The following is a 25,492-nucleotide window of genomic DNA, read 5'->3' as shown; positions in this document are numbered from 1 at the left end:
TCGATAAAACACCTGAAATTTTCATCGTTCCCAGTGATGATGTCAAAACAGCTGTTAAGTGGGAATCCAAAGTCCCACTATTTAAAATAACACCTGATAATGAAGGTAAGTACTTAAACAACTGGAAAGCAATCACAGATATATTCATTACATCTTAACAAAATGAAGTCCTTACTTGGTTATCGGATCAAGTCTGCCTTTCTGACTATTGGCTTGTGATGCTTGGCTGCTGAAGTCGCCCGCCTCGTTTGGTGCTGGGCTAGCTCCGTGGGTATGGCTGGCGCAGGTGGTGGCTAATGCGTTAACGGTTCCATGAGTTCGGATAATAACTTCAGTACGTTTTCGCTATCGCTGCCTAACCATGTTTTAGGGCTGCGCTGGTCTTGCTCAATGCTTGCTGTCACTTTGTGGGTTTGGCATTGTAGATCGGCCAGTTTGCCGATGATGTTGGTTAATGACTCGTCTGTCTTATTCTTAAGAACCATCAACCCCTTGTCCCATGTGTCCTTCAAAAGTGTAAGTACCCAAAAACACGCTATAGCAAAAAAGAGGAACATGACCATGCCTGAGGTTCAAGCCGTTAAAGATCAAGACACCGTTAAGCTTATCAGCTATCTGCTCGAAAGACAGTTTAGCCAGCAACTGGCCGATGTGTGGAATATCGGCCTTAATCTTGCCCTGCGGATCTCCGACTTACTCTCAATTAAGTTCAGTGATATCCACGGCGATAGACTTATCATTAAGGAATCTAAAACCGGCAAAATTGCCAATATCAAACTCAACTCAAAAACGCTAGAACGGATACAGCGTATTGCGCGCGAGCAACCTAACCATATCTACCTATTTCAGTCCTACCGTAATCAAAGAGCTAAAAATATCAAACCCGCGCCTTTGTCACGCCGCTATATTTGCCGTGCCCTAGCGATGATTGGGGAAGAACTCAAAATCGCCTTAGGCACCCACTCCATGCGCAAGACCCGTGGCTATCTGCTGTATCAACAAACCAAAGATATTGGTCGAGTGATGAAGATGCTCAGGCATAGCGCTGAAGACACTACCCTGAGGTATATCGGTATTGAGCAAGACGATATCGATAAGGACTTTGTCGAGCTGGAAATCTAAAAATAAGGAGGGTGCTCACCCTCCTTATTTTTTGTCAAAAACGACTTTATTTTTAAATAGCAACGCAAGAGAGTTACGGCTTAATGTGTTTACATTACTTACAACCTTTTACGAGATAGAGCGATTCATTTTGCTTTTCACCATCCACATAAATTTTTAACTCCTGAGCACCTGTGAATACAGCTTTAAATAGCGAGCTAAACAATCCATTTTGAACATACTGAGCTGGTGGCATCACAGGTTTGTACTCATAAATCAGCTCTCCAGCCCTAACCCTAAAACAATCAAGGTTATATGCAACTTGGGTTGCTTCACCTGGTTCAATCCGAGATAACTCTAGATCTGAATAGCCAGACAGAATGTGGATGGTACTACTGCTATCATTCAAAACCTCAACATTAAATTGAGTGGGACAGCCCGCTAAATTTAAGCCAGCAAGTACAATGGCAACCGTTTTAGGTAACACATGTAAAATTCTCATAAAACCTGCACTCATTGAGGGGCTAACTCCCAAGATGTACTTACGTCTTTCGTAAAATCGAAAATTTAGTCCGTTTTAGTTAGATGACATCCACTTAATCAGTTTCTTATGAAAATAGATGACTTGATGATTATCCAGAGGTAGCAGGGAGCCGGAAAAATCGAGAGCAAAATCTACATCTTTGACCTTTTCAGGGAATTTAAAGTACAGGTTATAGCAGTTATCTACAAATCCACTGCCGAGCCGTAAACTCTCTTTGTTATCGGCAATATCGACACTGCGAGTACCCCATCCACCAAAAGAGTTATCAAAACCACAAAATTTAGTATCATAGTCTTTAAATTTCATTACCCTATATGGCTTGAAATGCTGTTCAATACCATCAACTTTCATGATTAGCACGATATTGTTTGCTATTAACTCAACATTCAACTTCAAGGGTTTTACCCCCAATGCGAGTATGATTTCATCATTATTAAATTGACTATCGGGCCAACGGTTCATCTCGATACCCAATATCGCATTCCCTCGGTACTTGGTTTCATAATTGTTGAATAGTAACGACAAATTAACGTCGGGAAATTCAATAATATCATCAAGGCTTTTGTTATACGTGTATTCCTTAGTATCGGGAACGGGCTTCCAAGGAATGACGGAAGGCACGCTGGCCACCTCCAGAGTCGTGGAAGTGCAGCTACACAAGCAAAGACCGATAAGCAGTAACAAATACTTCATCACTCATTCCTTCCACTCTTACCCATATCAGCTCAAAACTAATTTAGCCAATACATCAACCGAATCAACACCAAGCGACTTAATGGGCTTTACTGAGTAGATAAAAATACACGGTTAACGCCTTGGCTTTACCACTCAAAAAATCCTCGGACACTATTAGCCAGAATTCCCCTTTGAGCCTGGAGTGATTATGCTGAAGTCAATATTTCTGTCTTGTAACCACTGTTCAACTTTTTTCTTCTGTTTATAGGCGTCTTCATTTTTATCCATCACCCGCTCATGCTCGGCTAACCAATCAAATAAAACAATGATGCCTCTCCGGTTAACCATTTGGAACTCGGCACCACGATTTAATAGATCTAAAACAATATCGTATCGACGTCTACCAGCTGCTTGAGTTAATAGGGTAGCGTTTGTGTTTGTTTTTATATTAAGATCTGTGCCAGCTTCGATGAGCAGATAATAATTCCTGGGTATCGTTTTTCCGCCTAACTCAACGGTTTCCTCAATAGGTGGGGCATCAAACATTCCTCCTTTAAGATTTGGATCGCCACCATAGGCTAATGCCAACTGTAAAAAGCGACTATCTTTATTTCTGGTCGCCCAATGCATCACTGTACTAGAGCCCTCAAGTTTGACATTGGGTGTGGCGCCTTGTTTTAGTAATTCTTCAAAGCCCTCAAGGTTACCCTTATAAATTGCCCAAAACAGGGGCGTGCCTGTAGATCTACCCTGAGCATTGACATCGACTCCATTTGCCACTAACTCACGGATTTTTTTGATATCGCCTCTTCCTGCCGCTTTCGCCAATGCTCGAACTTGAGGATCAGGGAATATCTCATCCAAATCCATTAGCACTAAAGAAGTTTCACGCTGTTTCTGATTATGTGCTTTTTCGGCGTCTTCCAAGGCCTGAAAATGCGGCTCTGAAGCGCAGGCACTGAGTAAACATGCAAACATCACATAACTGATAACTCGTTTCAACATAAGCTTACTCATGTAACCGTAATCTCATCACATCATTCACTGCACTTGATGATAATGCTTTCCCCACCACCCTCATATAAATTCCTTGTGCTATCGATGATTTCCATATTTTTTTTACAACCAACAGGGATATTCGCATGTAAGCTAATCAGTTTTTTAAGTCTTGCTAAACTAGGTTGACGGTCGCCTGTTTTTTCAAAATCAACAGCTTGAAACATATAGTATCGACCTTCACCATAGTCATTTTTTAAACTATTTAAATGTTCAGAGTACTCGATACGGGTATTTAAATCGTAATAACGATTTTCAATACTCGTACAACTGAATAACATTAGAGTTAATCCCCATCCCCAGAACCTATTCATAATAATTCCTTTTTGGAACGTTGATCCGAACATAACTAGGGACGAGTTACTTAATGGTGTAACGAGTCCCTACTGGATAGAAATGCACTGTGTATTCTTTGGTATTTTCCGCCTTGATAAAGGACAGGATGATGGTAAAATATCCTTGCTCGCCAGCAAAATTAGTATCCATCGCGACCAAGTCACCACACAATACATTGGGATCATACCTTAATGCTCGCGTCACCAAACTTAAATCTGTTTCCCTATAAGGAATATTAATAGTCTCTTCTGGATAAAAGTCATAAAAAGCTTTGTGTGTTACTTCTTGAAATCTACAGACTAACACCCATGTTGGTTGGCTTTGTTTCCTAAATCGAGTCAGCGAACAAAACTCTCATCATTGTTCAAATATCAAGCTACATAGTGGGTTTCAGGCATACCTAGCCCAGTAAGCTTGTTCAAAGCCCTAATCATCGCGTAAGCTTCTCCCACCTGAGCGTTATAATTCCGCATGCTCAACGTGCCTCCTAGCAGTTGTTTTATCCTGTACATAGCGGTTTCTGAGATTGAACGGCGATGATAACCATACCGTTTTTTCCACTGCTTATTTGAGCCATGAAGCTGTTGCCAACTGACGGCTAAGTTTCGTGGATGCCCTTGTTCCCATAGCGCAGCACCTTCCCTAGGTGGAATGAGCACTAAAGCGCGTTTTCGACGAACGGCTTCGTGACAGGCTTTCGTGTCGTAAGCACCATCACCCGAGATATTGCGGATTTTTCGATGGGTTTGCTTAAGTAAATTGGGCATCACTTCAGCGTCTGTGACACCTGATAAACTGAGTTCTGCAGCAATAACTTCATGGCTATGTGTATCTACGGCAATATGCAGTTTACGCCACACTCGGCGCTTTCCATCTGTACCATGTTTCTTCACTTTCCACTCACCTTCGCCATAGACCTTCAAGCCTGTTGAGTCGATAGCTAAGTGCTCAATGGCGCCGCGAGTCTTGGTTTTAAAAGCAATATTGACCGTTTTCGCGCGTTTACTGATGCAGGTGTAATGCGGGCAAGATAATGGGATGTCACCCAGTTTAAACACCGAATTGATGAAGCCCTGTAAGACTCGCAGTGGCATAGAGAAAATACGCTTAACCATCAACGCAGTGGTAATGGCTAAGTCGCTAAACACACGAGGACGACCTTTCTTGGGCTGCTCGACCTTGGATTTCCACTTAGCAATTGCATCCTCATCAATCCAGAAGGTAAGTGAACCGCGGTTGATTAAGGCTTGGTTGTATTGCTTCCAGTTGGTTGTTTTATAGCGAGGTTTTGACACGGTTGATGGGTAAGTTGATAGGCGATGCCGATCAGATCTGCGGCTACGGTTTTAGTTCAACCTATTTAGGAAACAAAGCCGTCCACATTATGCCCACGCAGCTTGTTAAGCTGCGTCGTTATCAATCTCAAGTAATCAGATAAGTATTTAATTATAATATAACTTACTGATTTTAATATATATAGAAATAAATATAGGTGTTCTGGATGCAGGTTAAAGTCCCGCCGCCCCACCAATTTTACCAGAAGGGCTTAACCGCAAGGTTAAGCCCTTTTTATTGGAGTTTTCAAATGATTTGCTATCGATTCAAATGTGGCGGCGGGAGCTGAACTGGCGTCGATAAATAAATCATCTAATCACTTGATCTAAAATCTATTATATTCAGCCATTCAGACGCCGCACCTAAAAAACTACCTTTTCCCCTTTCCACCTAAAGCGCGCTTTTTGGCACGTTGTTTTTGGGCCGCTTTGCCGTTACGTCTAGGTTCGGTGTCCATTTTATTAAAGTCGGGTTCAAAGCCGGGTAACCATTGCTGTGGTAAACGCTTGTCTAATACGACTTCGACTTCTTCCAGTAATAGGGCGTCCTCTTGGCTAAAAAGGGTGATGGCAAGCCCTGTACTGCCCGCTCGACCTGTGCGGCCAATACGATGAATATAATCTTCGGCGATAAAAGGCAGCTCAAAATTAATCACGTACTTGAGCTCGACGATATCTAGGCCTCTGGCGGCAACATCCGTAGCCACTAGCACTTGAATTTTGCCTTGTTTAAATTCCTGCAAGACTTTCTCGCGCGCACCTTGGGACAAGTCACCGTGAAACGCCTGAGTGATAATATCGGCTTTATTGAGTTGCTGAACCAGTTTGTCGACGCCTTGCTTAGTGCGGCTAAAAATCAGCACTTGGTGCCAGTTTTTACTGCGCACCAGATGGCTGACGAGTTCGGTTTTACGGTCGGCGTCGACGGCATAAACCACTTGTTCAATTTCGGCAGCGGTCGTATTGCGCTTGGCAACTTCAATCAACTTGGGATCACGCAGTAAGGTTTTACTTAAGCTAAAGATGGCGGCATCTAAGGTGGCAGAAAATAACAGTGTTTGTCTGTCACTCGGCACTTGCTTGAGCACGGCTTGAATTTCATCCATAAAGCCCATATCGAGCATACGGTCGGCCTCATCGAAAACAAGCACGCTCAATTGCTTAAGACTCAATGCGCCTTGCCTGAGGTGATCGAGTAAGCGACCCGGTGTTGCGATTAACACATCTATCCCTGCATTAAACACAGCGACCTGCGCATCGATACTCACGCCGCCGTAGGCGATGCCGACACGGATATCTGTCCCTTTAGCGTACTTAACAAAACTCTGCTGTACCTGCACCGCCAGTTCACGTGTCGGCACTAAGACTAATGCACGTACAGGTCTCACCGCGGTTAACTCTTGCGCAGGGCTGAGTGCCAACAAATGATGCAAGATTGGCAAGGCGAACGCCGCGGTTTTACCTGTACCCGTTTGGGCGCCAGCCATCACATCCCGTTTCGCCAAGATGGCAGGGATAGCTTCTAGCTGGATAGGCGTTGGCGACTCATAGCCAAGGCTCGCTAAGGTATTCACTAATGTGGAGTTTAAGGATAAGACACTAAAAGACATTGCGGTTAACCACTGAAAATAATGACCAGAATTTTAGCAGACGCAAACCCAAGCGACTAGCGCCATAGCGCTAGCCCTGTGGTTCTATCGGGTGAAACTAAATCAATTTCAGGATAGTTAGCCTTACCATAAGTCAGTCTCGCAATACGCCAGCATCACGATAGAAATGCGTCGAGATCTTCTGGTAGTTGCGGACGACTAAAGAGATAACCTTGGGCTTGATCGCACTGATTCTGTTGCAGAAAATCGGCTTGTTCTTTGGTTTCCACTCCTTCGGCGATAATGTCGAGCTTCAACGCATGTCCAAGCGCAATCACAGCTTTAGCAATCGCAGTATTGTTAGTGTCGAAGGGAATATCCCGCACGAAGGATTGATCAATCTTCAGCTTATGGATGGGTAGTTTTTTCAAATAATTCAGCGATGAATAACCGGTGCCAAAGTCATCGACCGATAATTCTATGCCCAGATCGCCAAGTAACTTTAAGTCACGGATAGCAAGATCGGGATTTTGCATCATCACACTTTCGGTCACTTCAAGCTCTAAGTGTTTGGCGGGCAAGCCCGTTTCAGCTAAGACACGTTTTACATCATCCACAAAGGAACTACGCTGTAACTGTTGTCCGGCCACGTTCACTGCAATGCGGCCAAAGTGTTTACCTTCACTAAGCCAACGCATGCCCTGACGACAGGCGGTTTCTAGCACCCATAAACCTATCTCATGGATAAGACCAATTTTTTCTGCCACGGGTATAAATACCGCGGGAGAAATCAAACCCAGTTGAGGATCGTGCCAACGCAGCAGCGCTTCAAATCCCACGGTTTTTCGAGACACTAAGTCGAGTTTTGGCTGGTACATCAAGTACAAGGCATTTTGCTCAATCGCGCCATAGAGGGCACTTTGCAGCTTAAGATGTTCAAAAGACTGTTGCGTTAAGGACTCAGTATAAAAAGCATAATTATTGCGGCCATCATTTTTAGCGCGATACATGGCCGCATCGGCGTTACGCAGTAAAGTGTCCGCATCGGTTCCATCATTTGGATACAAAGACACGCCCATGCTCGCAGTCAAACGCAGGTGGTCGCCCGTACTCACAATAAAAGGTTGTTCAAACACTTGGCGCAATTGATTAATGGCAACCGTGGCATCTTCGTTATTATCGATCCCCGAAATTAACGCCACAAACTCATCGCCACCAATCCGCGATAACACATCCTGATCGCCTACTTGGCTGCGTAAACGCTTGGCAAGCTCGACCAGCATTTCATCACCTATGCTATGGCCAAAACTGTCGTTGATATGCTTAAACAAATCGACATCTATCATCACTGTCGCTAACTGCAAATTCAGCCGCTTAGCTTGCCGCACTTCCTGTTTGAGCTGCATCATAAACTTCATGCGATTAGGCAAATGCGTTAGCGGGTCGAAATACGCTAAGTGCGTGAGTTGCGCTTCATTCTCTTTTTGGGCAGAAATATCGGCAAAAACAGCGACAAAATAACGCACATCACCGACTTCATCATAAATCGTACTTATGGTGATATTTTGCGGGAAAATAGTGCCGTTTTTACGCCGATTCCAAATCTCACCGTTCCACTTACCGTTAGCTAACAGGGCATTCCACAGTTTGTCGAAGAATGCTTTATCATGGCGACCCGAGCTAAAAATCCGTGGATTCTGACCTAGCAGCTCTTCCCTCACATAACCTGTGATCTCAAAAAATGCGCCATTTACGTCGGTGATATTGCCGTGTCTGTCGGTCACAACCACGCCTTCGACCGAGTTTTTAAATACATTGGTCGCCAGTGTCAGTTGTTCTTCAACCGCTTTATGCTTGGAAATATTGCGAGTCATACCGATAACGCCCACAAACTCACCTTGGGTATTTAAGGTTGGGAGTTTGAGCGTTTCTAACCAAAGATGATTTTTAGCTTCATTGCCGTCTAAACACTCAGCGACAATAATTGGCATACCAGACTCGATAGCGAGCCTATCCCCCTCTAGAAAAATATTCGCAATTTCAGCACCAAAGAGTTCGACATCGGATTTACCGACAATCTCACTGCGGGGCATTTCCCATGCTTTCTCGACGCTGCGATTACAGAGTGTATAAATGCCAGCGGCATTTTTCATCCAAATATGTTCTTCAAAACTATCAATAAATGTTTGTAAATCGACCGTATCGACACACCTTGGCGTACCTCGGCTTAATGCTTCAGCCGCACTGTGTTGGCTCAATATCTCGCCTAACTGGCGTTGAATGCTATCGCTGATAAGCTTTGCCAGCTGCAGCGTTTTCGAATCTACGCCGAGCGCCTCGTTGTGATAAAAACATAAAAAGCCAAAATCTGCCCCAGATGGCCAAGCGAGGGATAAACAAATCACGCTGCCGATTGCGCTACAAGTGCGCCAATCTGAGTGCTGCCGAGTATCTATGATCAATTGGGACTGACTGACCAACTCAGTTAACTCTGACACAGATAATAACGAGGTGATTTGATGGTGACCTAATCGCGGCAATAGCGAAATCGGCTCAGTTGGGCTGACCAACTGTTCTTGGGCTAATTGGGTATCAACGGAAGTTTCAACAGCATCTGAAGGACTGGAAGTGAATTCTGATGTCGTCGCGTTTGATGGAGTGGCTGTTGATGGAGCAGCTTTGGGCTGTGTAGCGGTTGATGACGTAGTAGCTGATAATGTTGCGATAGGCAGGGTTTTCGCCGAATGATTACCGCTTAATTGACAGAGTATTGCCTGTATTTCGCTTTCAGCCGCAGAATCTGAACTTAACATGCTGCTAAGTTCACCCGCAGCATTCCATGCTATTAATATTGCTTTACTGTTTGATATCTCGGCGACTAAGTTTACGTCCCTCAACCAGTTATCCAGCTCTTGCTGCGAAATAGGTAAATCTATCATCATCTTGCCAACTAATACTTAGTTACTACTCAATCGACCCACGGCGAGAATACCGTAAGACCCCAAACGCATGCTCACATTAGCCCCAGAGGGAAAGCATTAACCAAGGGGTAAAACTTCATAAAATTTTACGTTTAATATCAATCCACTACATTTCAATTGGCGTTAATCTTAAATCGCAAACCGTCCTCATCATAACCACCTTTTAAGGCTGGAGAGGTCAAACCATCAAGGTTAGAGGGATGTTTCTAGCCGACTCTTTCTAGCAGACTCAACGTGTCCATACACAGTTAAGCACTGCTGACATAGACTTTGCTACTTTAGCACAAAATTTTCGAGTCAGTATTGGGATAAGTTTATTGCGTAACAATTAGTTAGACTTAACCGATTAAGCCTGACCGCAGTGCTACAGCACTTTATTAGCAGCAGATAACTATCCCTAAAGGCATAAATCAGCAATAACAGAGTTTTGATTGACAAAAATGCTATCTTATTGTCTACAATGGAAATAATAAGGCTGAAAAACCAAGGATATTTATGCCCACTGACGTCGTATCAAGCCAAGCCACCCTACTCGACAGTAAACAACTGTATCGCATTTGCGAACTCGACCAATTAAGCACAGATTGCCAGTCCACAGCCGAGCTCACTCCACTTGATGATATTGTCGGCCAAGAACGTGCCCAGCAAGCGGTAGAGTTTGCGATGGGGATTAAAGAAAAGGGCTATAACATTTATGCCATCGGCCAAAACGGCCTTGGCAAACGCACTATGATGCTGCGTTATTTAAGTCGTCACGAGCCAAGCGATCATACGCTGTACGACTGGTGTTACGTGGTCAACTTTGACGATACCCGTTGCCCTAAAGTACTCAAACTGAGCGCGGGTACTGGGCTTGAATTTAAAAAAGCCGTCGAAAAGTTAATGCTAAAACTTGTCAAAGCTTTACCTTTAGCCTTTGATAATGAAATGTATTATGCCCGCACCGAAAAGCTCAAAAGCCAGCTATCGCAGAAACAAGAAGTCGCACTCACAGAATTAACCGAAGAAGCAAAACAAAAAGGCATCAGCCTCAGCTTAACTATGCAGGGCGACTATCAAATGTTAGCCCTCAATGGTGAAGAGCCCCACGACGAAGCCTCATTCGAAGCCTTGACCGATGCTGAACGCAGCCAATTTGAAAGCAATATCAATGGCCTAGAAGTGAAACTGCGCGGGATTATTCGCCAAATCACAGAATGGGAAGAAGAATTTAGCGACAAGCAGCAAGAGCATGACGAGCAAGTCGCCAAAGAAGTGTTAATCCATTTTATTAAGCCACTTAAAGATAAGTTCAAGCATCAGCCAGAAGCGCGCACTTTCTTAACCGGTATGCAGGCGGATATCTTAGATAATCTGGATATTTTCTTAGAAGAAAGCGAAGAACAATTGGGCCTAGCCTACGCTTCCCTAGAAAAGAAAATGCCCCGTCGCTACCAAGTTAACGTTTTGGTCGGCCAAGGCACTCAAAAATTCCCCATAGTCGTCGAAGAAAGCCCGAGTTATCACAGCCTATTTGGCTATGTGGAGAACGCCACATTTAGAGGCACAGTGTTCACCGACTTCTCGCTTATCCGTCCCGGCAGCCTGCACAAGGCGAATGGCGGCGTGTTATTGATGGATGCCGTTAAAGTATTAGAGCGCCCTTATGTGTGGGACGGACTAAAGCGCGCCCTGCGTTCACGCAAACTGGATTTAAGCTCACTCGAACGGGAAGTGTCACTATCGGGTACGATTTCCTTGGCGCCCGAGCCTATCCCCTTAGATGTGAAAATCATCCTGTTTGGCGATCATGAAACCTATCAGCTGCTGCAGCACTATGATCCTGACTTTAGCGAGCTATTCCGCGTTACCGCCGATTTTGAAGATGTGATGGACAGAACCGCCGCCTCTGAGGCGCACTATGCCCGCTTTATTTCGAGCATAGTCCACGACAACAATATGCTGCACTGCGATCGCGCCGCCATAGCGCGCATCATTGAATACAGCTCGCGGGAAGCCGAAGATCAGCAAAAACTGTCGCTACACTCGGCCAATATTGCCAACCTGCTGCGGGAATCAAACTACTGCGCTAAATCGGCAGGCAGTCAGCAAATTTTAGTGCCGCACGTTGAGCAAGCACTGCGAAATCAAGAACAAAGAGTCTCGCGTCTGCACGATAACATAATGCAGAGCTTTACCAACGGCACCACCTTGATCAGCACTCAAGGCAAAGTGGTTGGGCAAATCAATGCCTTATCCGTCATCTCGACCTCTGATCATCAGTTTGGTATGCCCAATCGCATCACAGCAACCACTGCCTTTGGTAAGGGTGAAGTGATGGATATCGAACACAGAGTCAAACTAGGGGGGCGAATTCACTCTAAGGGCGTGTTGATCTTAACCGCTTATTTAGCCTCAGTGTTAGGTAAAACAGCGCAAATCCCGCTCACCACTTACCTCACCTTCGAGCAATCTTACAGCGGCGTGGACGGCGATAGCGCCTCAATGGCCGAATGTTGCGCCATTATCTCGGCCATTAGCGAGCAAGCACTAAGGCAAGATATTGCCATCACAGGTTCGATGAACCAGTTTGGTGAGGCCCAGCCCATTGGCGGTGTGAATGAGAAGATTGAAGGCTTCTTTGATGTCTGCAAAATTAAAGGCCGTACGTCAGATCAAGGGGTGATTATTCCTGCTTCGAACATGGCTAACCTTATGCTACGTAAAGACATTGTCGATGCAGTGGCGCAAGGTGAGTTCCACATTTGGGCCATTACCCATGTGACTCAAGCCATGGAGTTGCTGCTTAGTAAAACCGCAGGCAGTTTGTCGCAAACGGCCACGCCTAGCCAAGGGCAATATTCTCCCGAGAGCATTTTCGGCATTGCCCAGCAAAAGCTCACCGCACTTAGATCCTTAGTTAAAGCGGATTAAATAAAAACGCGAGAGAGACAAAAAAAAGGGTTAGCAAATGCTAACCCTTTCTTTATTAAGCTATTAAGTGAAATTACACTAAGCTTGCTAGCATTTCGTCGCTGTAAGGCACAAGTTCAACGCCATCACGCACGCGAGCAACATAGTCAGGGTTAGCAATGAATGGACGACCGATAGCAATCAAATCGAACTTATTCGCTGCAATCGCTTCACTGGCAGTTTCAGCGCTGTAGCTTCCCACTCCCACTAAGGTTTTGCCATAGTGTGCGCGCACATAGCTTGAAGCTCTGCCGCCAAGATAGTCGAATTCCATACTGTCATCGAAAATCCCAATATGCACAAAGGCGATATCACGTGACTCTAGTTCCGGCAAGAAGTAATCGAACACTTCGCGGTCACGGCTATCGGCCGCCATATTGAAATAAGCCCCAGGTGAAATCCGCAGACCAGTTCTGTCTTTGCCGATACGAGCCACAACAGCATCGACAACTTCAAGCGCAAAACGGGACATATTGGCAGGAGTGCCACCGTATTCATCGGTGCGGCGATTGCTGTCATGATGTAAGAAAGTATCAATTAAATAACCATTTGCACCGTGGATTTCAACGCCATCAAAACCTGCTTCAATGGCATTTTCCGCCGCTTTGGCGTAATCACGCACTAGGCCTTGAATATCCTCGAGTGCGGCTGGTTTTGGCGTGACATAAGTTAGCTCACGCATTCTTGGCACACTGCCTTCAATCTTCTGTGCTGATGCAGCAAGCACATCGCCACCACCAAAAAAGTGTGGATGTGCAACACGACCCGTATGCCATAACTGCACAAAAATCTTACCGCCATTGGCATGTACCGCATCGGTCACTTTACGCCAGCCAGCAATTTGCGCTTGAGTAAAAATACCAGGGGTATTTGGGTAACCTTGAGCATCGGGACGAATAATCGTCGCCTCAGTGATGATCAAACCCGCTTCGGCGCGGCGTGCATAATAGGCAACCATATCATCGGTCGGCACTAAGTCGGCATCGGCCATACAACGGGTCAAAGGTGCCATTAAGAAACGATTCTTTAAGGTAATAGTGTCATTAAGCGAGTAGGTTTCGAACAGATTTGCCAAGGAGTTTGGCGTGGTTTGTGTGGTCATTTTCTCAGTCCCATTCTTGAATATGCATTCAAGATATTATTATTTGAACGATCATTCAAGTTAATTTTTGAATGTTCGTTCAAAATTAGGTAGAATTCGGCTTAAGCGTTTCTATACAAGTGAATTAAATTCGATGCGTAATGCAGAGTTCGACCGAGAACAGGTACTTCGCGGCGCGATGGCCGCCTTCATGCACAAGGGTTACACCAAAACGAGCATGCAAGATCTAACTCAAGCCACGGGATTACATCCGGGGTCGATTTACTGCGCTTTTACCAATAAACGCGGATTACTAATCGCGGCCATTGAGCAATATCAACTCGACAGAAATACGCAGTTCAACAGCCTGTTCGTTAATAGCGAAAATGTACTAACGAACTTGAAAACCTATTTAGATCAAATTGTTGCCGAATGCCTAAGTTGTGATAGTGCCCAAGCTTGTTTATTGACGAAGGCATTAAATGAAGTAGCTGAGCAAGATGTTGAGATTAGAGATATCATCAATCAGTATCTGCAATCTTGGCAGCAAGCGCTAACGCAGCAGTTTACCAGCGCAGCCGAGCAAGGACTGCTAGAAGGTCATCGCAGCGACGAGCAAAGAGCCCAATATTTTATGATGGGAATTTATGGTTTAAGAACCTTCGCTCACACCCATCCAAATGCCGAAACCCTTCAACATCTTGCCGATCGATTGCTGACTGAAGTCTGCCATTAAAGGCGTTTTAATTTGTTCAATGGCGAATATCTGGGCGACAAAATCGACAGAGTGTAGATAGTCTTTAGACAATATAGTGTTTAGCGAGATGTCGCAGTATTGGTGTCCATTGCTCAGATATTGTTGAATGTCGAATTATTGGGTGTGATGCTATGGAAGGTGGTGTTATTCAAGTCGAGATAAGCGTCACTATCTCCTTGAATTCAAGCCGATAAAGCGCAGTAAATACGTTCTGTACATTATAAAAAAGATTAAAAGAAGTATTGCAGAGAAAGTCGAGACGCTAATTCAACAAGGCGATTATGCGTCCCAAGGATGACTATTTTTTGACATGCTAATCTATTGAATGTTAATTTTTTAATTCTAACCTTTTGAAATTATAAGCTAATTTCAACCTATGTTAGCCTGAGCAAATACCCGCTCGCCCAATGAGTTCAGTATCTTACATTCACCTTCAAGTACGGCAATGATCGATTTTCCCTTACGAAAACTTGCCGGTATCATCACACGCCCCGCTTCACTCACAGGCAAATTAGCTAGCACAGAATTGTGCATAATTAACCCTACGGGCGCGTCATAATATAAAACAGTAACAGTCGCTTGATTTGCTTGCATCACATTTAACTCACATTAAGCAGCGTCTGCTGCGTTATATTTACATCGCAAGAGAGCTCCTTGTCCTCTACATCTTAAAATATCCCCGAAGATATTTTAACCATTTTTAAATCAACTAATTAAGGTCTTATTCAAATTTTATATTTTTATTATGGCGTACAGAACTGTATCAAACTGTGCACCTTGAGCTATTTAAGCACTTCAGCAAAAAGATGCCAATCTATTTCTATTATGTTAATCAATTACCCACCACGGATCACAAGTACAACACATGACAAGGTGCGTTTTTATGCATTTTTTAGAGTAAATAACCTAAATTTGATTATCTATTATTTACTTAGCCTTAAATCCCACCCTAAATCCGCCCCAATGTTTACCATTCACAAAAATGGGCACAGACAAGTCATGCATCACTTCGCCCGTATCCCGTTTGTAGGTTTGCAGTAATACAGGTTCTGTATGGGCGCCGCAGCGGATCCCCGTCGGATCATTAAACAAGCGTTTGGTTCGATTATGCACCATATCGACTTCGACCTTGCCCGTCAGCGCTTGGCTAAAGCGTTTATTATGGGTCGGAAAATAACCTTTTTTATCAACGGCTCCCGCATAAATAATTTCGCTATGTTTTGCCAGAATGGGTTCTTGAATCGTTGGAAAATGCTGATCGGTATAACGATCGAAAGCTGTGCTGTATTTCTGCGGCTGAGTATTCGCAATAGGTTGATATTTAGGATTAAACAAATCCGCCTCGCTAAAACTGCCGCTAGCTAAACCTTGTGCCAACTTGTCACCGCACGCTTTAGCGGCCGCATTGGCCAATTGCAAAACCTGCTGATCGAAGGTTTGTGTATCCCACTTCGACAGCGCTTTAAAAATGCCCTCGGTGGTCAAGGATAGAGTAAAGGCCTGCTCAGATACGCTATGACTCTGTTTACCCGTCGAATTTAACGAATCACGTATTTGAGTCACAGAGCGGCTAATGTCGTTAGTGGTGTTGTTATATTGTTTGAGGGAATCTTCCATATCACCTAACGCATGGGCCGATTGAGTCACAGAGGCCGAAATCTCAGTGAAATGCGCGTCTAACTCGCCCATAGCCGCGACCACATCGGCGGTTTGCGTTACGACGCGTTCCATCAGCCCAGAGGTTTTATCGGTTTCGCTGCGGATTTCTAATAGCATCTTGCCGATATCTTGGGTCGCACCTGCGGTTTTACCCGCAAGGCTGCGTACTTCGTCTGCGACGACCGCAAAACCTCGACCCTGTTCTCCCGCACGAGCCGCTTCAATGGCCGCATTTAACGCCAACAAATTCGTTTGCTCGGCAACGGAGTTAATCACTTCGGTGATTTTTTGGATTTCTTCGGCTCGCGACTTAAGCGCCTGTACTTGCTCGGCGGCGGTATCAATATCCGTACTCAGTGAGCGAATAGCCGACACACCTTTTTGGGCTTGGCTGCGCCCCTGCACGCTCACGCGCTCGGCCTCTTGTGCCTGACCTAAAATATCGGCGGCATTATCGCCAAGTTGGGCAGTGGTATGACTCAATTGCCCTGCGGCAACCGCAATAGCGCTGGCATGTTCGCCATTTGATTCAATGGATTTATTCAGTAAATCAATAAAATGCGACACTTCAGCCGAACCGATAGCAATTTTACTGGTTTGCACACTGATATCATGGGCTGGAAGGCTTTGATCTTTTAATGCCTTAGCATTTGCCTCATCGGTGTCGAGCTTGGCCTTAGTTGCGCGCAAACACACCCACACCACTAAGCCAGAGGTGATAGCCCCCAAGATCAGCGCCTGCACAATGCTGGGAAGATGCAGCCCCGCAAGCAATAAACTCCCTAGAGTGACCAGCGTGAAACTGATAAAAATTAAAACTTTGTGCTGTATTTCCATATACTTCCCGTAACTGAGCAAGGTAAAAATGAAAGGGAAATGCTAAGAGTCGAATCATTCGCCCTCGTTCTGCAGCTATCAATTACAGCTGCTATCGATTACAACTGACTAGGGAGGACTCACTATGATAACGCTCAAGATTTATAGTTTTAGTCTATTTCTCTGAATAAGCTAGATAATTTATCCAGCTAGATAAACAAAGTAGCAGGTAACTATCATCAACAGTCTCACGAGCGTATGGCATTAGACATTAGTATTAATTTCGTGTGATTTAGTCTTAGTCCATTCTCAAGATAACCTCGCCTGAAAAAGCCAACTTTGCCCTGAAATGCGTGCCCCGTCGCCTTCTAGGTAATAAATCCCACATGGACGACTGCACTTATGCCAAGAAAACTGCTAATATCGGCGCAATTTTTTTGAGCTAACGAGATCAAGATGGGCAGAGCATATCAAAACAAGAAAGAATCCATGGCGAAAACAGCCGGTCAAAAAACCCGCATTTATTCACGCTACGGTAAAGAGATTTACGTTGTCGCTAAACAAGGCGGCGTTGAGCCAGATGGAAACTTATCACTGCGCCGCTTGATTGAACGCGCTAAAAAAGACCAAGTGCCTGCGCATGTTATTGAACGCGCAATTGAAAAAGCCAAAGGCGGCGGTGGTGAAGATTACGATACCGCCCGTTACGAAGGTTTTGGTCCTGGCAACTGCATGGTTATTGTTGACTGCCTAACCGATAACGTAAAACGTACCTTCACCGAAGTGCGTCAAGCCTTCGTGAAAAACGATGCCAAACTCGGCGGCCCAGGTACAGTTGGCCACATGTTTGATCATCAAGCCGTGTTCGTGTTTGCCGGTGATGACGAAGATGCGATTTTAGAACTGCTGATGATGGCTGACGTTGATGTGAGCGATGTAGAGCTGGAAGATGGCTTAATCACAGTTTACGCGCCGCACACTGAGTACTTTAAAGTTAAAACTGCACTGACCGAAGCGATGCCAGAAGTTAACTTCGAATTCGATAACATTACCTTCGTACCGCAGGACATGACTAAGGTTGAAGGTGAAGATGTGGCCATGTTTGAAAAGTTTATCGCCGCTTTAGAAGATTGTGACGACGTACAAAACGTCTATCACAATGCGGAAATTGAAGACTAAACACTGCTTTCGCCTGAAATAAAACGCAGCCCTAGGCTGCGTTTTTTGTTTATAGGTCAACATATTAAGCGTTAATGAAACAACCGTGAAATCCTAACGGCAATACCCTGTTCATATGAGCCGAAGCAATGGGTCCCGCACTGATGTCACTGGCACGAAACAAAGACAAGCCAGATTGTGCATTGTGGTAATCGAGCCAAGTCATCAATAAATAGGCTTCATGCTGCTCAGTGGCGGGGATATAGAGCGGCTCTTCGGCAATCTTGCCTTTGCCAAGATAAAACGCGCTATAGCTCGCGTCGCCAAGTGTATCCACACCGTGCTGGCTGCTGTCTTTTGCATTATGAATACAATACAGAGTATTACTCAGTCCTGATTCAGATTCGGCTTCTGCTTTATATTTAAAGTTAGAGCTGGAGCCAGAGTTAGCAGCAGAATCTGATCTTGCTCCAACGCCAAATAACGGGACAAATTCCGAAGCCCCACCCGTTTTCTCTGCAAGCTTTTCGGCATTGCTCGTTTGCTGTGCAGACTCTTTGTTACTCATAGTGTGCTGCGCAAACTGGGGAAACTCCATCATCACGCCGCTGCGGTTAATACGTGCAGAGGGAGATAACGTCCCCGCAAACTGCGTTTTGCTAGCTGCTGTAAGTGGTGCCGTCAGCGGTACTGTGATCGTCACTAACTCGGCATGGGGTGTTTTTGTTTTACGCTCCCCCGTTAGTAGCCCCTTCATCCCTTGAGTTAAAATTGCCGAATTGGGATAGAGGCAAAGTTGCACTGATAGTTCGCCATTCTTCTCAATGGCTTGGCCAAAGTGAAACACAAATCCTGCAGGCAGCGGGTGTAACTGGCGCGCTTTAAAGTCGGCTTTGTCGATAACCAGTAATTGCGATGGCAATTCTGGGCGCCATTTAAAAGCATCGATATAAGTTTCGCCCTCTTCATACACGCAGGATGAAATGTAAAACACTAGCTTATTTTCACTCTGCGCGAAGGCATGTAAATAACTCGCCTGTGGTAATTCAATCACTTCCATTCTGGCAATGCTGTCATCGGCTGCCACTTGATACACAAGTAATTGCTTCTCGCCGCCGACATACCAGACGCCAAAATTCCACAATCCACCTTGTCCATCATCGAGTGGATGGGCGGAAAAGGGTAAGCCCTTAAACTTGTCGCCAAAGCTTTTAACACCGAGCGTGGTTAAGGTCTGCGCATCGAGTCGATAGGGTGAACCCGCTTCCCACAAAGCGAGCAACTCGCCGTGGCGCGGTAATAAACTGGTGTTAGCCACATTCAAGTCATCGTTATTGCGAATGGGTAAAGCATTAGGGATCACTGTGCCTGCGGTGGTGTACTTAAATGCGCCAGCGGCCTCCTCCACTTTAAACTTCTTTGTTTGGATAAACTTAGCCTGATGCTGAATTTGCCCATTAACCACACTAAACTGCTGCACCATGCCATCGCCATCGAACCAATGTTGATATGCCTTACCTGCCCGAGACATTTTTGCAGGCCCATTACGATATAGATTGCCGCTCAATTGCGCTGGCCATTCGCCCGAAACCTGCATAGTGAGTGGCGGATAGTCGCCTTCAGCCCCATTAAAACCTATGGCCCATGGCTCACGGGCGACCGCTTGTGCGTTATCCAGTGCCAGCAATTTATCTACTGAACTTGCCCAAACAGCAGTCGTCATTAGGGCGGCTGAGCCTGCTAGAAATTGACGTCTATCCATGGTGCAGCCCCCTCTTAGCGAATATGTATCGTGATTTGCGCATCGGCCTGCAAACTAAAGCTGGCGTCTTTAAAGCTCGCAGGTCCAAAACTGCCGGCGTTATTGCTAAAACCATAGCCTTCACTCGGCACTCCTAACATATTGGTATCTAAGCTGTGGTTGCCGTTTTCATCATGAAAGACCTTGACCGCATATTGACCATCGGCGAGATCGCTAAATACCAGCCTATGCTCTGTCTTAGTGACGGGCTTTATCATAGAAGCGCTAGGATTGTGGCCTGCGGCGTAATCCTCGGCATTGGCATAAAGCTCAACCATTAAGGCGCCGGTTTGTACTTGAATATTATCGATATCCACAGTCAGGGTATGTGTCTGGCTGCCTGTGGACATGGAGCCTGCCGATACACTTCCTGCCGACAAGAGCAAGCAAGCTAAGCCTGCGCCCCAAATCGCTGATAACGTCCTTTTGGTCATATTGGCTCGGCGAATCTGAGTTGTTGTCATCGTTAAGTTCACGTGTTTCATGTCTTACTCCTGTTATTTGCGCTGATAAGTAACTGCGATGGAGTTAGCTTAAAAAATCACAGGACTAAAAACAGGTGCCAAAAGTCATGAAACAAGAATTTAACAACATGACTTTTGGCATAGTGACATCTGACGCTGATACCTTAGAATGGTCGGCAGAATTGGATTAAGGAATCGTCATTCGTGCTAGAAAATCGATTAGCAAAAGAAGAGAGCATGTTAATTGCCGCAGGAGTGCTCACTTGGGCATTAGTGGCTTGGGTTGGGATAAACCAAGCCGCATTGCATACATGGCAAGGCATGCTCAATGCCACGCTTTATGGGCTGTATTTAGTGCAATTTATACTGATAGCTACCGATAAAGTTGCGCATAACAATATTCTGTTTCGTCGCCTTGCCACATTAGCAATGCCGTTGATCGTGTTGAGCTTATTACTCACGGCAAACCATGCATTGCTGCCGATCCTCTTCGTTATTTGGGCGTCACTTTTGCCTGAGTTCTTTAATCGCCGCCAAGCCATTTCGCAGTTACTGTTAGCCAACCTTGTTTATTACGCGCTGCTGCAATGGCATTTGCATGAACAAAGCAATGTGTTCAATATTTTGATCTATCTTGGCTTTCAATTCTTTGCCTACAGCAGCAGCCAAGCAAGGCTCTCCGAGCGTAAATCACGCTTGATACAAGAACAGCTAAACCAACAGCTTATCGCCACTCGTGCCCTACTTAGCCAAGCCAGCGAACAGCAAGAAAGATTAAGGATCTCCCGCGACTTGCACGACATTCTCGGCCACCAGCTCACAGCACTCTCTTTGCAATTAGAAGTACTGAGCCATAAAGCGCCCGAAGACCTCAAACCTCAAGTTAACCAAAGTAAATCCTTAGCCAAAGAGCTACTTGAAAGTATTCGAGCCGTCGTCAGGGCTCAAAGAGTGCAAGTGGGATTGGATTTAGTCCCACCTTTAGAGGCGCTGATGACCCGCTTACCCAGCGTGACTCTCACCTGCAAGACGATGAAACCACTGCAATCAGCCGAACTGACTCAAGCACTGCTGTTAGTACTACAAGAAGGTATCAGCAACGCCGTGCGCCACGGCAAGGCGAATCAACTGCAACTGAGCATGGAAGACTCCCAAAACGCACTGGTATTGCAACTGAGCGACAACGGCGTGGGACTAACGCGGGTAGCCGCGCGAAACGCATCAGCTAAAAGCGGTACAGGGCTTAGCGGCATGCAGGAAAGACTGCAGCCCTTTAATGGCAAGGTACAGCTAAGGGCGAATGACTCGGCGCCCGGCTGCCAACTCACCCTCACCCTCCCAGCACTCGCTTAACTTTTTATTGGAAACTCTTTGGAATCGCTATGGATACGCAAAACAACATCATCAATGTCGGCTTAGTAGAAGATCAACAATTGGTTCGCCAAGGTATCGCTAGCCTGCTCGCCATTTCCGACAACATTCGCGTGGTGTGGCAGGCCGAAGACGGCCAAGATGCACTCAGCCAACTCGCCAATAATCCTGTCGATGTGCTGCTCAGTGATATTCGCATGCCAAATCTTGATGGCATCGCCATGCTCGAACAGATACGTCAGAGTGCCAATCGCTTACCTGTCATCATGTTAACCACCTTCGACGACAGTGAGTTATTCCTCAATAGTTTACAGGCGGGAGCAAACGGCTTTTTACTCAAGGACGTGTCACTCGACAAGTTACTGCACGCCATCGAAACCGTCGCCAAAGGCGGCTACTTGATAGAGCCTTCGGTACTCAAACAGATGAGTGAGCCTAAACCTGCACCTAGCGTTGGGGTAACTAGAAATGAATTATTGTCGGAACGGGAGCGGGAAATCCTCAGTTTTATGGCGGGCGGGTTCTCCAACAAGGAAATCGCCAACGCGGTATTTTTAGCCGAGGGCACAGTGAAAAATCATGTCTCTAACATACTCACTAAACTCGATTGCCGAGACCGCACCCAAGCGGTACTCAAGGGCTTACAACTGGCATTGATCTAACCCAATAGCATTCAGCAAAAGCCAATTGCCATGAGCGTAGCAAAGCCATGCTCAAAAATGAAATCAGCCTTGCTCTAACAGCATGAATTAATAGGAAAGGAACACTAATGCAAAATCTTACTAATGCCATCGGCACGATAGTCAGCCACACGCCAATGTGGGTCTTTGCTTTACTAGCAGGAGTGATTTATTTAGGGCTGAGCCAGACAAAGGATCGTCAACTCAGCTTAGGCCGCGTATTACTGATGCCAGCGGTGATGTCGATATGGTCTGTGATGTCACTCAATTCGAGTCTACATAGCCCATTAGCGCTTATGCTATGGGGAGTCAGTTTACTACTGACGGTGGGTGTAGCTTGGTCTCTGCTGCCCAAAACACCCGTCAGTTACCAAGCGGGTCTGTACCATATCAAAGGCAGTTGGCTGCCGCTGCTGCTGATTTTAGGGATTTTTATCATTAAATATGCCGTAGCTTACACACTCGCGACACAGGCAAATATCTTAGAAAACCATCTTTTTATCGCCATCACTAGCGCTACCTATGGCCTGCTCAGTGGCATCTTTATCCTAAGGGCTGTTCGCATACTCACTGGCGCGCATCATGCTCAGATTAACGGCTATTCGGCGCACTAGTGCGCTAACACTTACTCAAATTGCAGCCAACAAAAAGGGCCAGTTAAGGCCCTTTTTGTGCTCATCTAAGGCGATGAGTAATGGCTAAAAACCTAACGAAGCTCCATCTCTTGGATAATTTCATGGGCAATGGCTGGCGTTGTGCAGCTCGGGGTTTCATGTAAATCTGCTTTTAGCTGACCTTTACGGTGCTTAAGTGCAGCATCTAATTTTTTCGATGCGGCCTTGATAGCTGGGTACATAACCTCATCGGTACCCGAAGCGGAAATGCGGCTGCCTTCATAATTGGTACGAAGTTCAACCTGATACTCGCCATGCTCTTTCGCAATAATGATGTCCAGCGCGATCAGAGAGGGGAAATGGGTGGCGATTTTTGCAAACTTTTCGTTAACATGTTCTCTAATAGAATCAGTAACATCGACGTGGTGACCAGAAATATTTATTTTCATAGGTTGTCCCTTTTAATGTCATTACTTTTATTTTCGCTTCACTAATAGAGCTTGGGGCATGCAGGATAAAACACAAGGGGAATTGGCAAATATTTCGATCAACTCAGGTATTAGCATCTCCTAAATGTGACCGCCATCAAGAAGTTGAAAATAAAACCGCCAGAAAAATGCGATTAAGTGATTGATTTATAAACAGGCATTAATAATAAATCAATCACAAAATCCAATACGACATAAGGTAAATACGCTTAATATTTACGTTGCACGCTCTGCTGCCAAAACTGCTGGGACAGATGATGCGTCTTGGTCGATAACCGCGACACTTGATCGCCCCGCGCCGCCGCATCGAGCGTCTGCTCTAAACTCTGTTGAGCCAAATCGCTGATCACATGGATGGCACGGCTAATTTCAGCGGCCACAGAAGTCTGCTGGGTCATCGCCGCGGCATTATCATCACTTAAGGAGTTAATTCTTGTTATAGATGAAAGCAACTCGCCAAAAGCGACACTGGCTTCCTGCGCTAAGCCTACTGAACGTTTAACCTGCTCTTGTCCCGCCACCATAGTCGAAGTCGCCCTTTGGGTACTTTCCCTAAAGCGGCTAACGATTAACTCGATTTGCGAGGTGGATTGGCTAGTACGACTCGATAATTGTCTGACCTCATCGGCCACCACTGCAAAACCGCGACCACTATCCCCTGCCCGCGCCGCTTCGATTGCCGCATTTAAAGCTAACAAGTTGGTTTGGTCAGCGATGGCACGTATCACTTCAAGCACTTGATGAATAGCACGGCTATCTTCTTCAATCGTTTGAACTACATCGGAAAAGTGGCTCACTTGCACACTCAACTGATGTATCGCCTCTATCACTGTTTCTAAACGTGAATGCCCGCGTTGCGCCGCCTCATGGCTCGACACCATTTCAGAAGCAGTGCGATGAATGTTGTCTGTCACTTCGGCAAAACTGGCGCTCATCTGCTCCATCGCCGTCGCGGCCTGCGTTGTTTGTTCGCTCTGACTATCGGCATGTTCCCAAGTGTTGGTAATGGTTTGTTTAAGGCTGACACTCTGAGATTGTATTTCACTGGCCGAATCCGCCATTCGGCCAACAACGCCACCGATTTCGGTGATCAAAAAGCGCAGGGCGAGATCCAATTTTCCAATCTCATCTTGGCGGCCGGTGTACACGCCCGTCGCCACAGGATCGTCAATAATGTTGGTCGCCATAGAAACGAGCTTTTGCAGCGGCTGCATCAGGTAATACCATGCTAGGCACGCTACCGTCATCCCCGCAATCGCAGCAACAATGGGAGAATAACTGGCAATTATTGTCGTAGTCATAATCGACATCAGCATGGCCAGCAGTATCTTGCCACTGAAACCTAACCTGTCTTTGCGCAATACCTTAGGTTGCTTACCCTGATTAATATCGCTGTAAATACGCTCGGCGGCTTTGATCTGCTCTGGAGTGGCTTGGCGGCGAACAGATTGATATTCGTGAATTTTACCGTCTTCATACACAGGGGCAACATAGGCATTTACCCAGTAATAACCGCCATTTTTAGTGCGATTTTTAACGATACCCATCCAAGGTTTACCCTGCTTAATTCGCTCCCAAAGGATCTTAAACGCAGCCGCTGGCATATCTTGATGACGCACTATGTTATGGGGATTCCCTTGCAACTCAGCAGCGCTAAACTCGCTGATCTGCGAAAAAGTCTGATTCACATATTTGATGTTTCCCTTCAAATCCGTCGTGGATAGTAAAATCGCATTATCTGACAGGTGTGTTTCACCATTCTTAGAATTTTTATGCATAGGGTTATCAGGCTAGGTCTCGGTAAAAAAGATAACGAGCATTCTGCCAAAACCTCAGTACATCAAAATTGATAAAGCTCACATTGGCAGCATAAAAATTAACCTAACGCTAAACAAGCAGTAACCACTAGACACACCTAAGCAAATAAAAACAAACAATTGTGACAAAGCCAGCAAGTCAGAAAATCCATATCTTGTTTCGCTCACAGTTTTAAGCCTTGCCTCTGTATCGGTTAAATATTTGTAACCCTCCAGTT

The 25,492-nt window shown here is 45.5% G+C and carries 23 protein-coding genes; 7 read left to right on the top strand and 16 right to left on the bottom strand.

Annotation, left to right across the window (positions count from 1 at the left end; all coding sequences use genetic code 11):
* Positions 1 to 293 precede the first annotated feature (293 nt).
* Positions 294 to 485, bottom strand: coding sequence for a hypothetical protein (locus BM607_RS22045; RefSeq protein WP_249269534.1), 192 nt, complete (start codon positions 483 to 485; stop codon positions 294 to 296).
* Between the two features lie 76 nt (positions 486 to 561).
* Between BM607_RS22045 and BM607_RS01055 the strand changes: the two genes are divergently transcribed.
* On the top strand, positions 562 to 1,122 hold the full coding sequence (locus BM607_RS01055; protein WP_071939292.1) for a tyrosine-type recombinase/integrase: 561 nt from the start codon (positions 562 to 564) through the stop codon (positions 1,120 to 1,122).
* A gap of 94 nt (positions 1,123 to 1,216) precedes the next feature.
* Here the strand turns inward: BM607_RS01055 and BM607_RS01050 are convergent, their stop codons facing one another.
* The 8 genes from BM607_RS01050 to BM607_RS01015 all read right to left on the bottom strand — a co-directional run bounded on the left by BM607_RS01050 (position 1,217) and on the right by BM607_RS01015 (position 9,577).
* The gene (locus tag BM607_RS01050) at positions 1,217 to 1,618 is read right to left on the bottom strand and encodes a hypothetical protein (protein WP_071939159.1); all 402 of its coding nucleotides are present in this window, start codon (positions 1,616 to 1,618) and stop codon (positions 1,217 to 1,219) included.
* Between the two features lie 60 nt (positions 1,619 to 1,678).
* Positions 1,679 to 2,338, bottom strand: coding sequence for a hypothetical protein (locus BM607_RS01045; protein ID WP_071939160.1), 660 nt, complete (start codon positions 2,336 to 2,338; stop codon positions 1,679 to 1,681).
* 156 nt (positions 2,339 to 2,494) lie between these two features.
* A complete protein-coding gene (locus BM607_RS01040; protein ID WP_071939161.1) occupies positions 2,495 to 3,325 on the bottom strand; it encodes an ankyrin repeat domain-containing protein in 831 nt (276 codons plus the stop codon).
* A 32-nt stretch (positions 3,326 to 3,357) separates the two neighbouring features.
* Complete coding sequence (locus tag BM607_RS01035) at positions 3,358 to 3,690, bottom strand: hypothetical protein (protein WP_140393417.1); 333 nt, start codon at positions 3,688 to 3,690, stop codon at positions 3,358 to 3,360.
* A gap of 46 nt (positions 3,691 to 3,736) precedes the next feature.
* Complete coding sequence (locus BM607_RS22235) at positions 3,737 to 3,862, bottom strand: hypothetical protein (protein WP_283160771.1); 126 nt, start codon at positions 3,860 to 3,862, stop codon at positions 3,737 to 3,739.
* 221 nt (positions 3,863 to 4,083) lie between these two features.
* Positions 4,084 to 5,007, bottom strand: coding sequence for an IS5 family transposase (locus BM607_RS01025; protein ID WP_071939164.1), 924 nt, complete (start codon positions 5,005 to 5,007; stop codon positions 4,084 to 4,086).
* A gap of 410 nt (positions 5,008 to 5,417) precedes the next feature.
* Positions 5,418 to 6,656 (bottom strand): DEAD/DEAH box helicase, encoded by a 1,239-nt coding sequence (locus BM607_RS01020; RefSeq protein WP_071939165.1) that lies wholly within the window; start codon positions 6,654 to 6,656, stop codon positions 5,418 to 5,420.
* Positions 6,657 to 6,811: 155 nt separating this feature from the next.
* Positions 6,812 to 9,577: a bifunctional diguanylate cyclase/phosphodiesterase gene (locus BM607_RS01015; protein WP_071939166.1), complete on the bottom strand. Its 2,766-nt coding sequence runs from the start codon at positions 9,575 to 9,577 to the stop codon at positions 6,812 to 6,814.
* Positions 9,578 to 10,111: 534 nt separating this feature from the next.
* Here BM607_RS01015 and BM607_RS01010 point away from each other — a divergent pair.
* The gene (locus BM607_RS01010; RefSeq protein ID WP_071939167.1) at positions 10,112 to 12,529 is read left to right on the top strand and encodes an ATP-binding protein; all 2,418 of its coding nucleotides are present in this window, start codon (positions 10,112 to 10,114) and stop codon (positions 12,527 to 12,529) included.
* A gap of 73 nt (positions 12,530 to 12,602) precedes the next feature.
* Here BM607_RS01010 and BM607_RS01005 read toward each other — a convergent pair whose 3' ends face one another.
* Positions 12,603 to 13,670, bottom strand: coding sequence for an alkene reductase (locus BM607_RS01005; RefSeq protein WP_071939168.1), 1,068 nt, complete (start codon positions 13,668 to 13,670; stop codon positions 12,603 to 12,605).
* Between the two features lie 133 nt (positions 13,671 to 13,803).
* Between BM607_RS01005 and BM607_RS01000 the strand changes: the two genes are divergently transcribed.
* Positions 13,804 to 14,385 (top strand): TetR/AcrR family transcriptional regulator, encoded by a 582-nt coding sequence (locus tag BM607_RS01000; RefSeq protein ID WP_071939169.1) that lies wholly within the window; start codon positions 13,804 to 13,806, stop codon positions 14,383 to 14,385.
* Between the two features lie 390 nt (positions 14,386 to 14,775).
* On the opposite strand, the gene BM607_RS00995 is transcribed toward BM607_RS01000, so the two are convergent.
* Both BM607_RS00995 and BM607_RS00990 read right to left on the bottom strand, forming a co-directional pair.
* Positions 14,776 to 15,000 carry a TIGR02922 family protein gene (locus BM607_RS00995; RefSeq protein ID WP_006080825.1) on the bottom strand — a complete coding sequence of 75 codons (225 nt, stop codon included), beginning with the start codon at positions 14,998 to 15,000 and terminating at the stop codon, positions 14,776 to 14,778.
* 333 nt (positions 15,001 to 15,333) lie between these two features.
* Positions 15,334 to 16,902: a methyl-accepting chemotaxis protein gene (locus BM607_RS00990; protein WP_071939170.1), complete on the bottom strand. Its 1,569-nt coding sequence runs from the start codon at positions 16,900 to 16,902 to the stop codon at positions 15,334 to 15,336.
* Between the two features lie 435 nt (positions 16,903 to 17,337).
* Between BM607_RS00990 and BM607_RS00985 the strand changes: the two genes are divergently transcribed.
* Positions 17,338 to 18,060 (top strand): YebC/PmpR family DNA-binding transcriptional regulator, encoded by a 723-nt coding sequence (locus tag BM607_RS00985; RefSeq protein WP_006085103.1) that lies wholly within the window; start codon positions 17,338 to 17,340, stop codon positions 18,058 to 18,060.
* A gap of 64 nt (positions 18,061 to 18,124) precedes the next feature.
* Here BM607_RS00985 and BM607_RS00980 read toward each other — a convergent pair whose 3' ends face one another.
* Both BM607_RS00980 and BM607_RS00975 read right to left on the bottom strand, forming a co-directional pair.
* Complete coding sequence (locus BM607_RS00980; RefSeq protein WP_071939171.1) at positions 18,125 to 19,801, bottom strand: carotenoid oxygenase family protein; 1,677 nt, start codon at positions 19,799 to 19,801, stop codon at positions 18,125 to 18,127.
* Positions 19,802 to 19,815: 14 nt separating this feature from the next.
* Positions 19,816 to 20,325, bottom strand: a complete 510-nt coding sequence (locus BM607_RS00975) for a DUF2141 domain-containing protein (protein WP_071939172.1) — start codon at positions 20,323 to 20,325, stop codon at positions 19,816 to 19,818.
* A 183-nt stretch (positions 20,326 to 20,508) separates the two neighbouring features.
* Between BM607_RS00975 and BM607_RS00970 the strand changes: the two genes are divergently transcribed.
* The 3 genes from BM607_RS00970 (at position 20,509) to BM607_RS00960 (ending at position 22,969) form a co-directional block, all read left to right on the top strand.
* Positions 20,509 to 21,657 carry a histidine kinase gene (locus tag BM607_RS00970; RefSeq protein ID WP_071939173.1) on the top strand — a complete coding sequence of 383 codons (1,149 nt, stop codon included), beginning with the start codon at positions 20,509 to 20,511 and terminating at the stop codon, positions 21,655 to 21,657.
* A 29-nt stretch (positions 21,658 to 21,686) separates the two neighbouring features.
* On the top strand, positions 21,687 to 22,337 hold the full coding sequence (locus BM607_RS00965; RefSeq protein WP_071939174.1) for a response regulator transcription factor: 651 nt from the start codon (positions 21,687 to 21,689) through the stop codon (positions 22,335 to 22,337).
* A 107-nt stretch (positions 22,338 to 22,444) separates the two neighbouring features.
* Entirely contained in the window at positions 22,445 to 22,969 is a 525-nt protein-coding gene (locus BM607_RS00960) for a DUF6622 family protein (RefSeq protein WP_071939175.1), read from the top strand.
* Positions 22,970 to 23,061: 92 nt separating this feature from the next.
* Here the strand turns inward: BM607_RS00960 and raiA are convergent, their stop codons facing one another.
* Positions 23,062 to 23,418, bottom strand: a complete 357-nt coding sequence (raiA, locus tag BM607_RS00955) for a ribosome-associated translation inhibitor RaiA (protein ID WP_006085098.1) — start codon at positions 23,416 to 23,418, stop codon at positions 23,062 to 23,064.
* Positions 23,419 to 23,666: 248 nt separating this feature from the next.
* On the bottom strand, positions 23,667 to 25,235 hold the full coding sequence (locus tag BM607_RS00950) for a PAS domain-containing methyl-accepting chemotaxis protein (RefSeq protein ID WP_071939176.1): 1,569 nt from the start codon (positions 25,233 to 25,235) through the stop codon (positions 23,667 to 23,669).
* Positions 25,236 to 25,492: the final 257 nt, after the last annotated feature.

It is taken from the genome of Shewanella sp. SACH (assembly GCF_001887095.2).
GTDB classification, from domain to species: Bacteria; Pseudomonadota; Gammaproteobacteria; order Enterobacterales; family Shewanellaceae; genus Shewanella; species Shewanella baltica.
The sequence above is the reverse complement of the archived record's forward strand: the minus strand, read 5'-3'. Positions and strand labels throughout refer to the sequence as shown.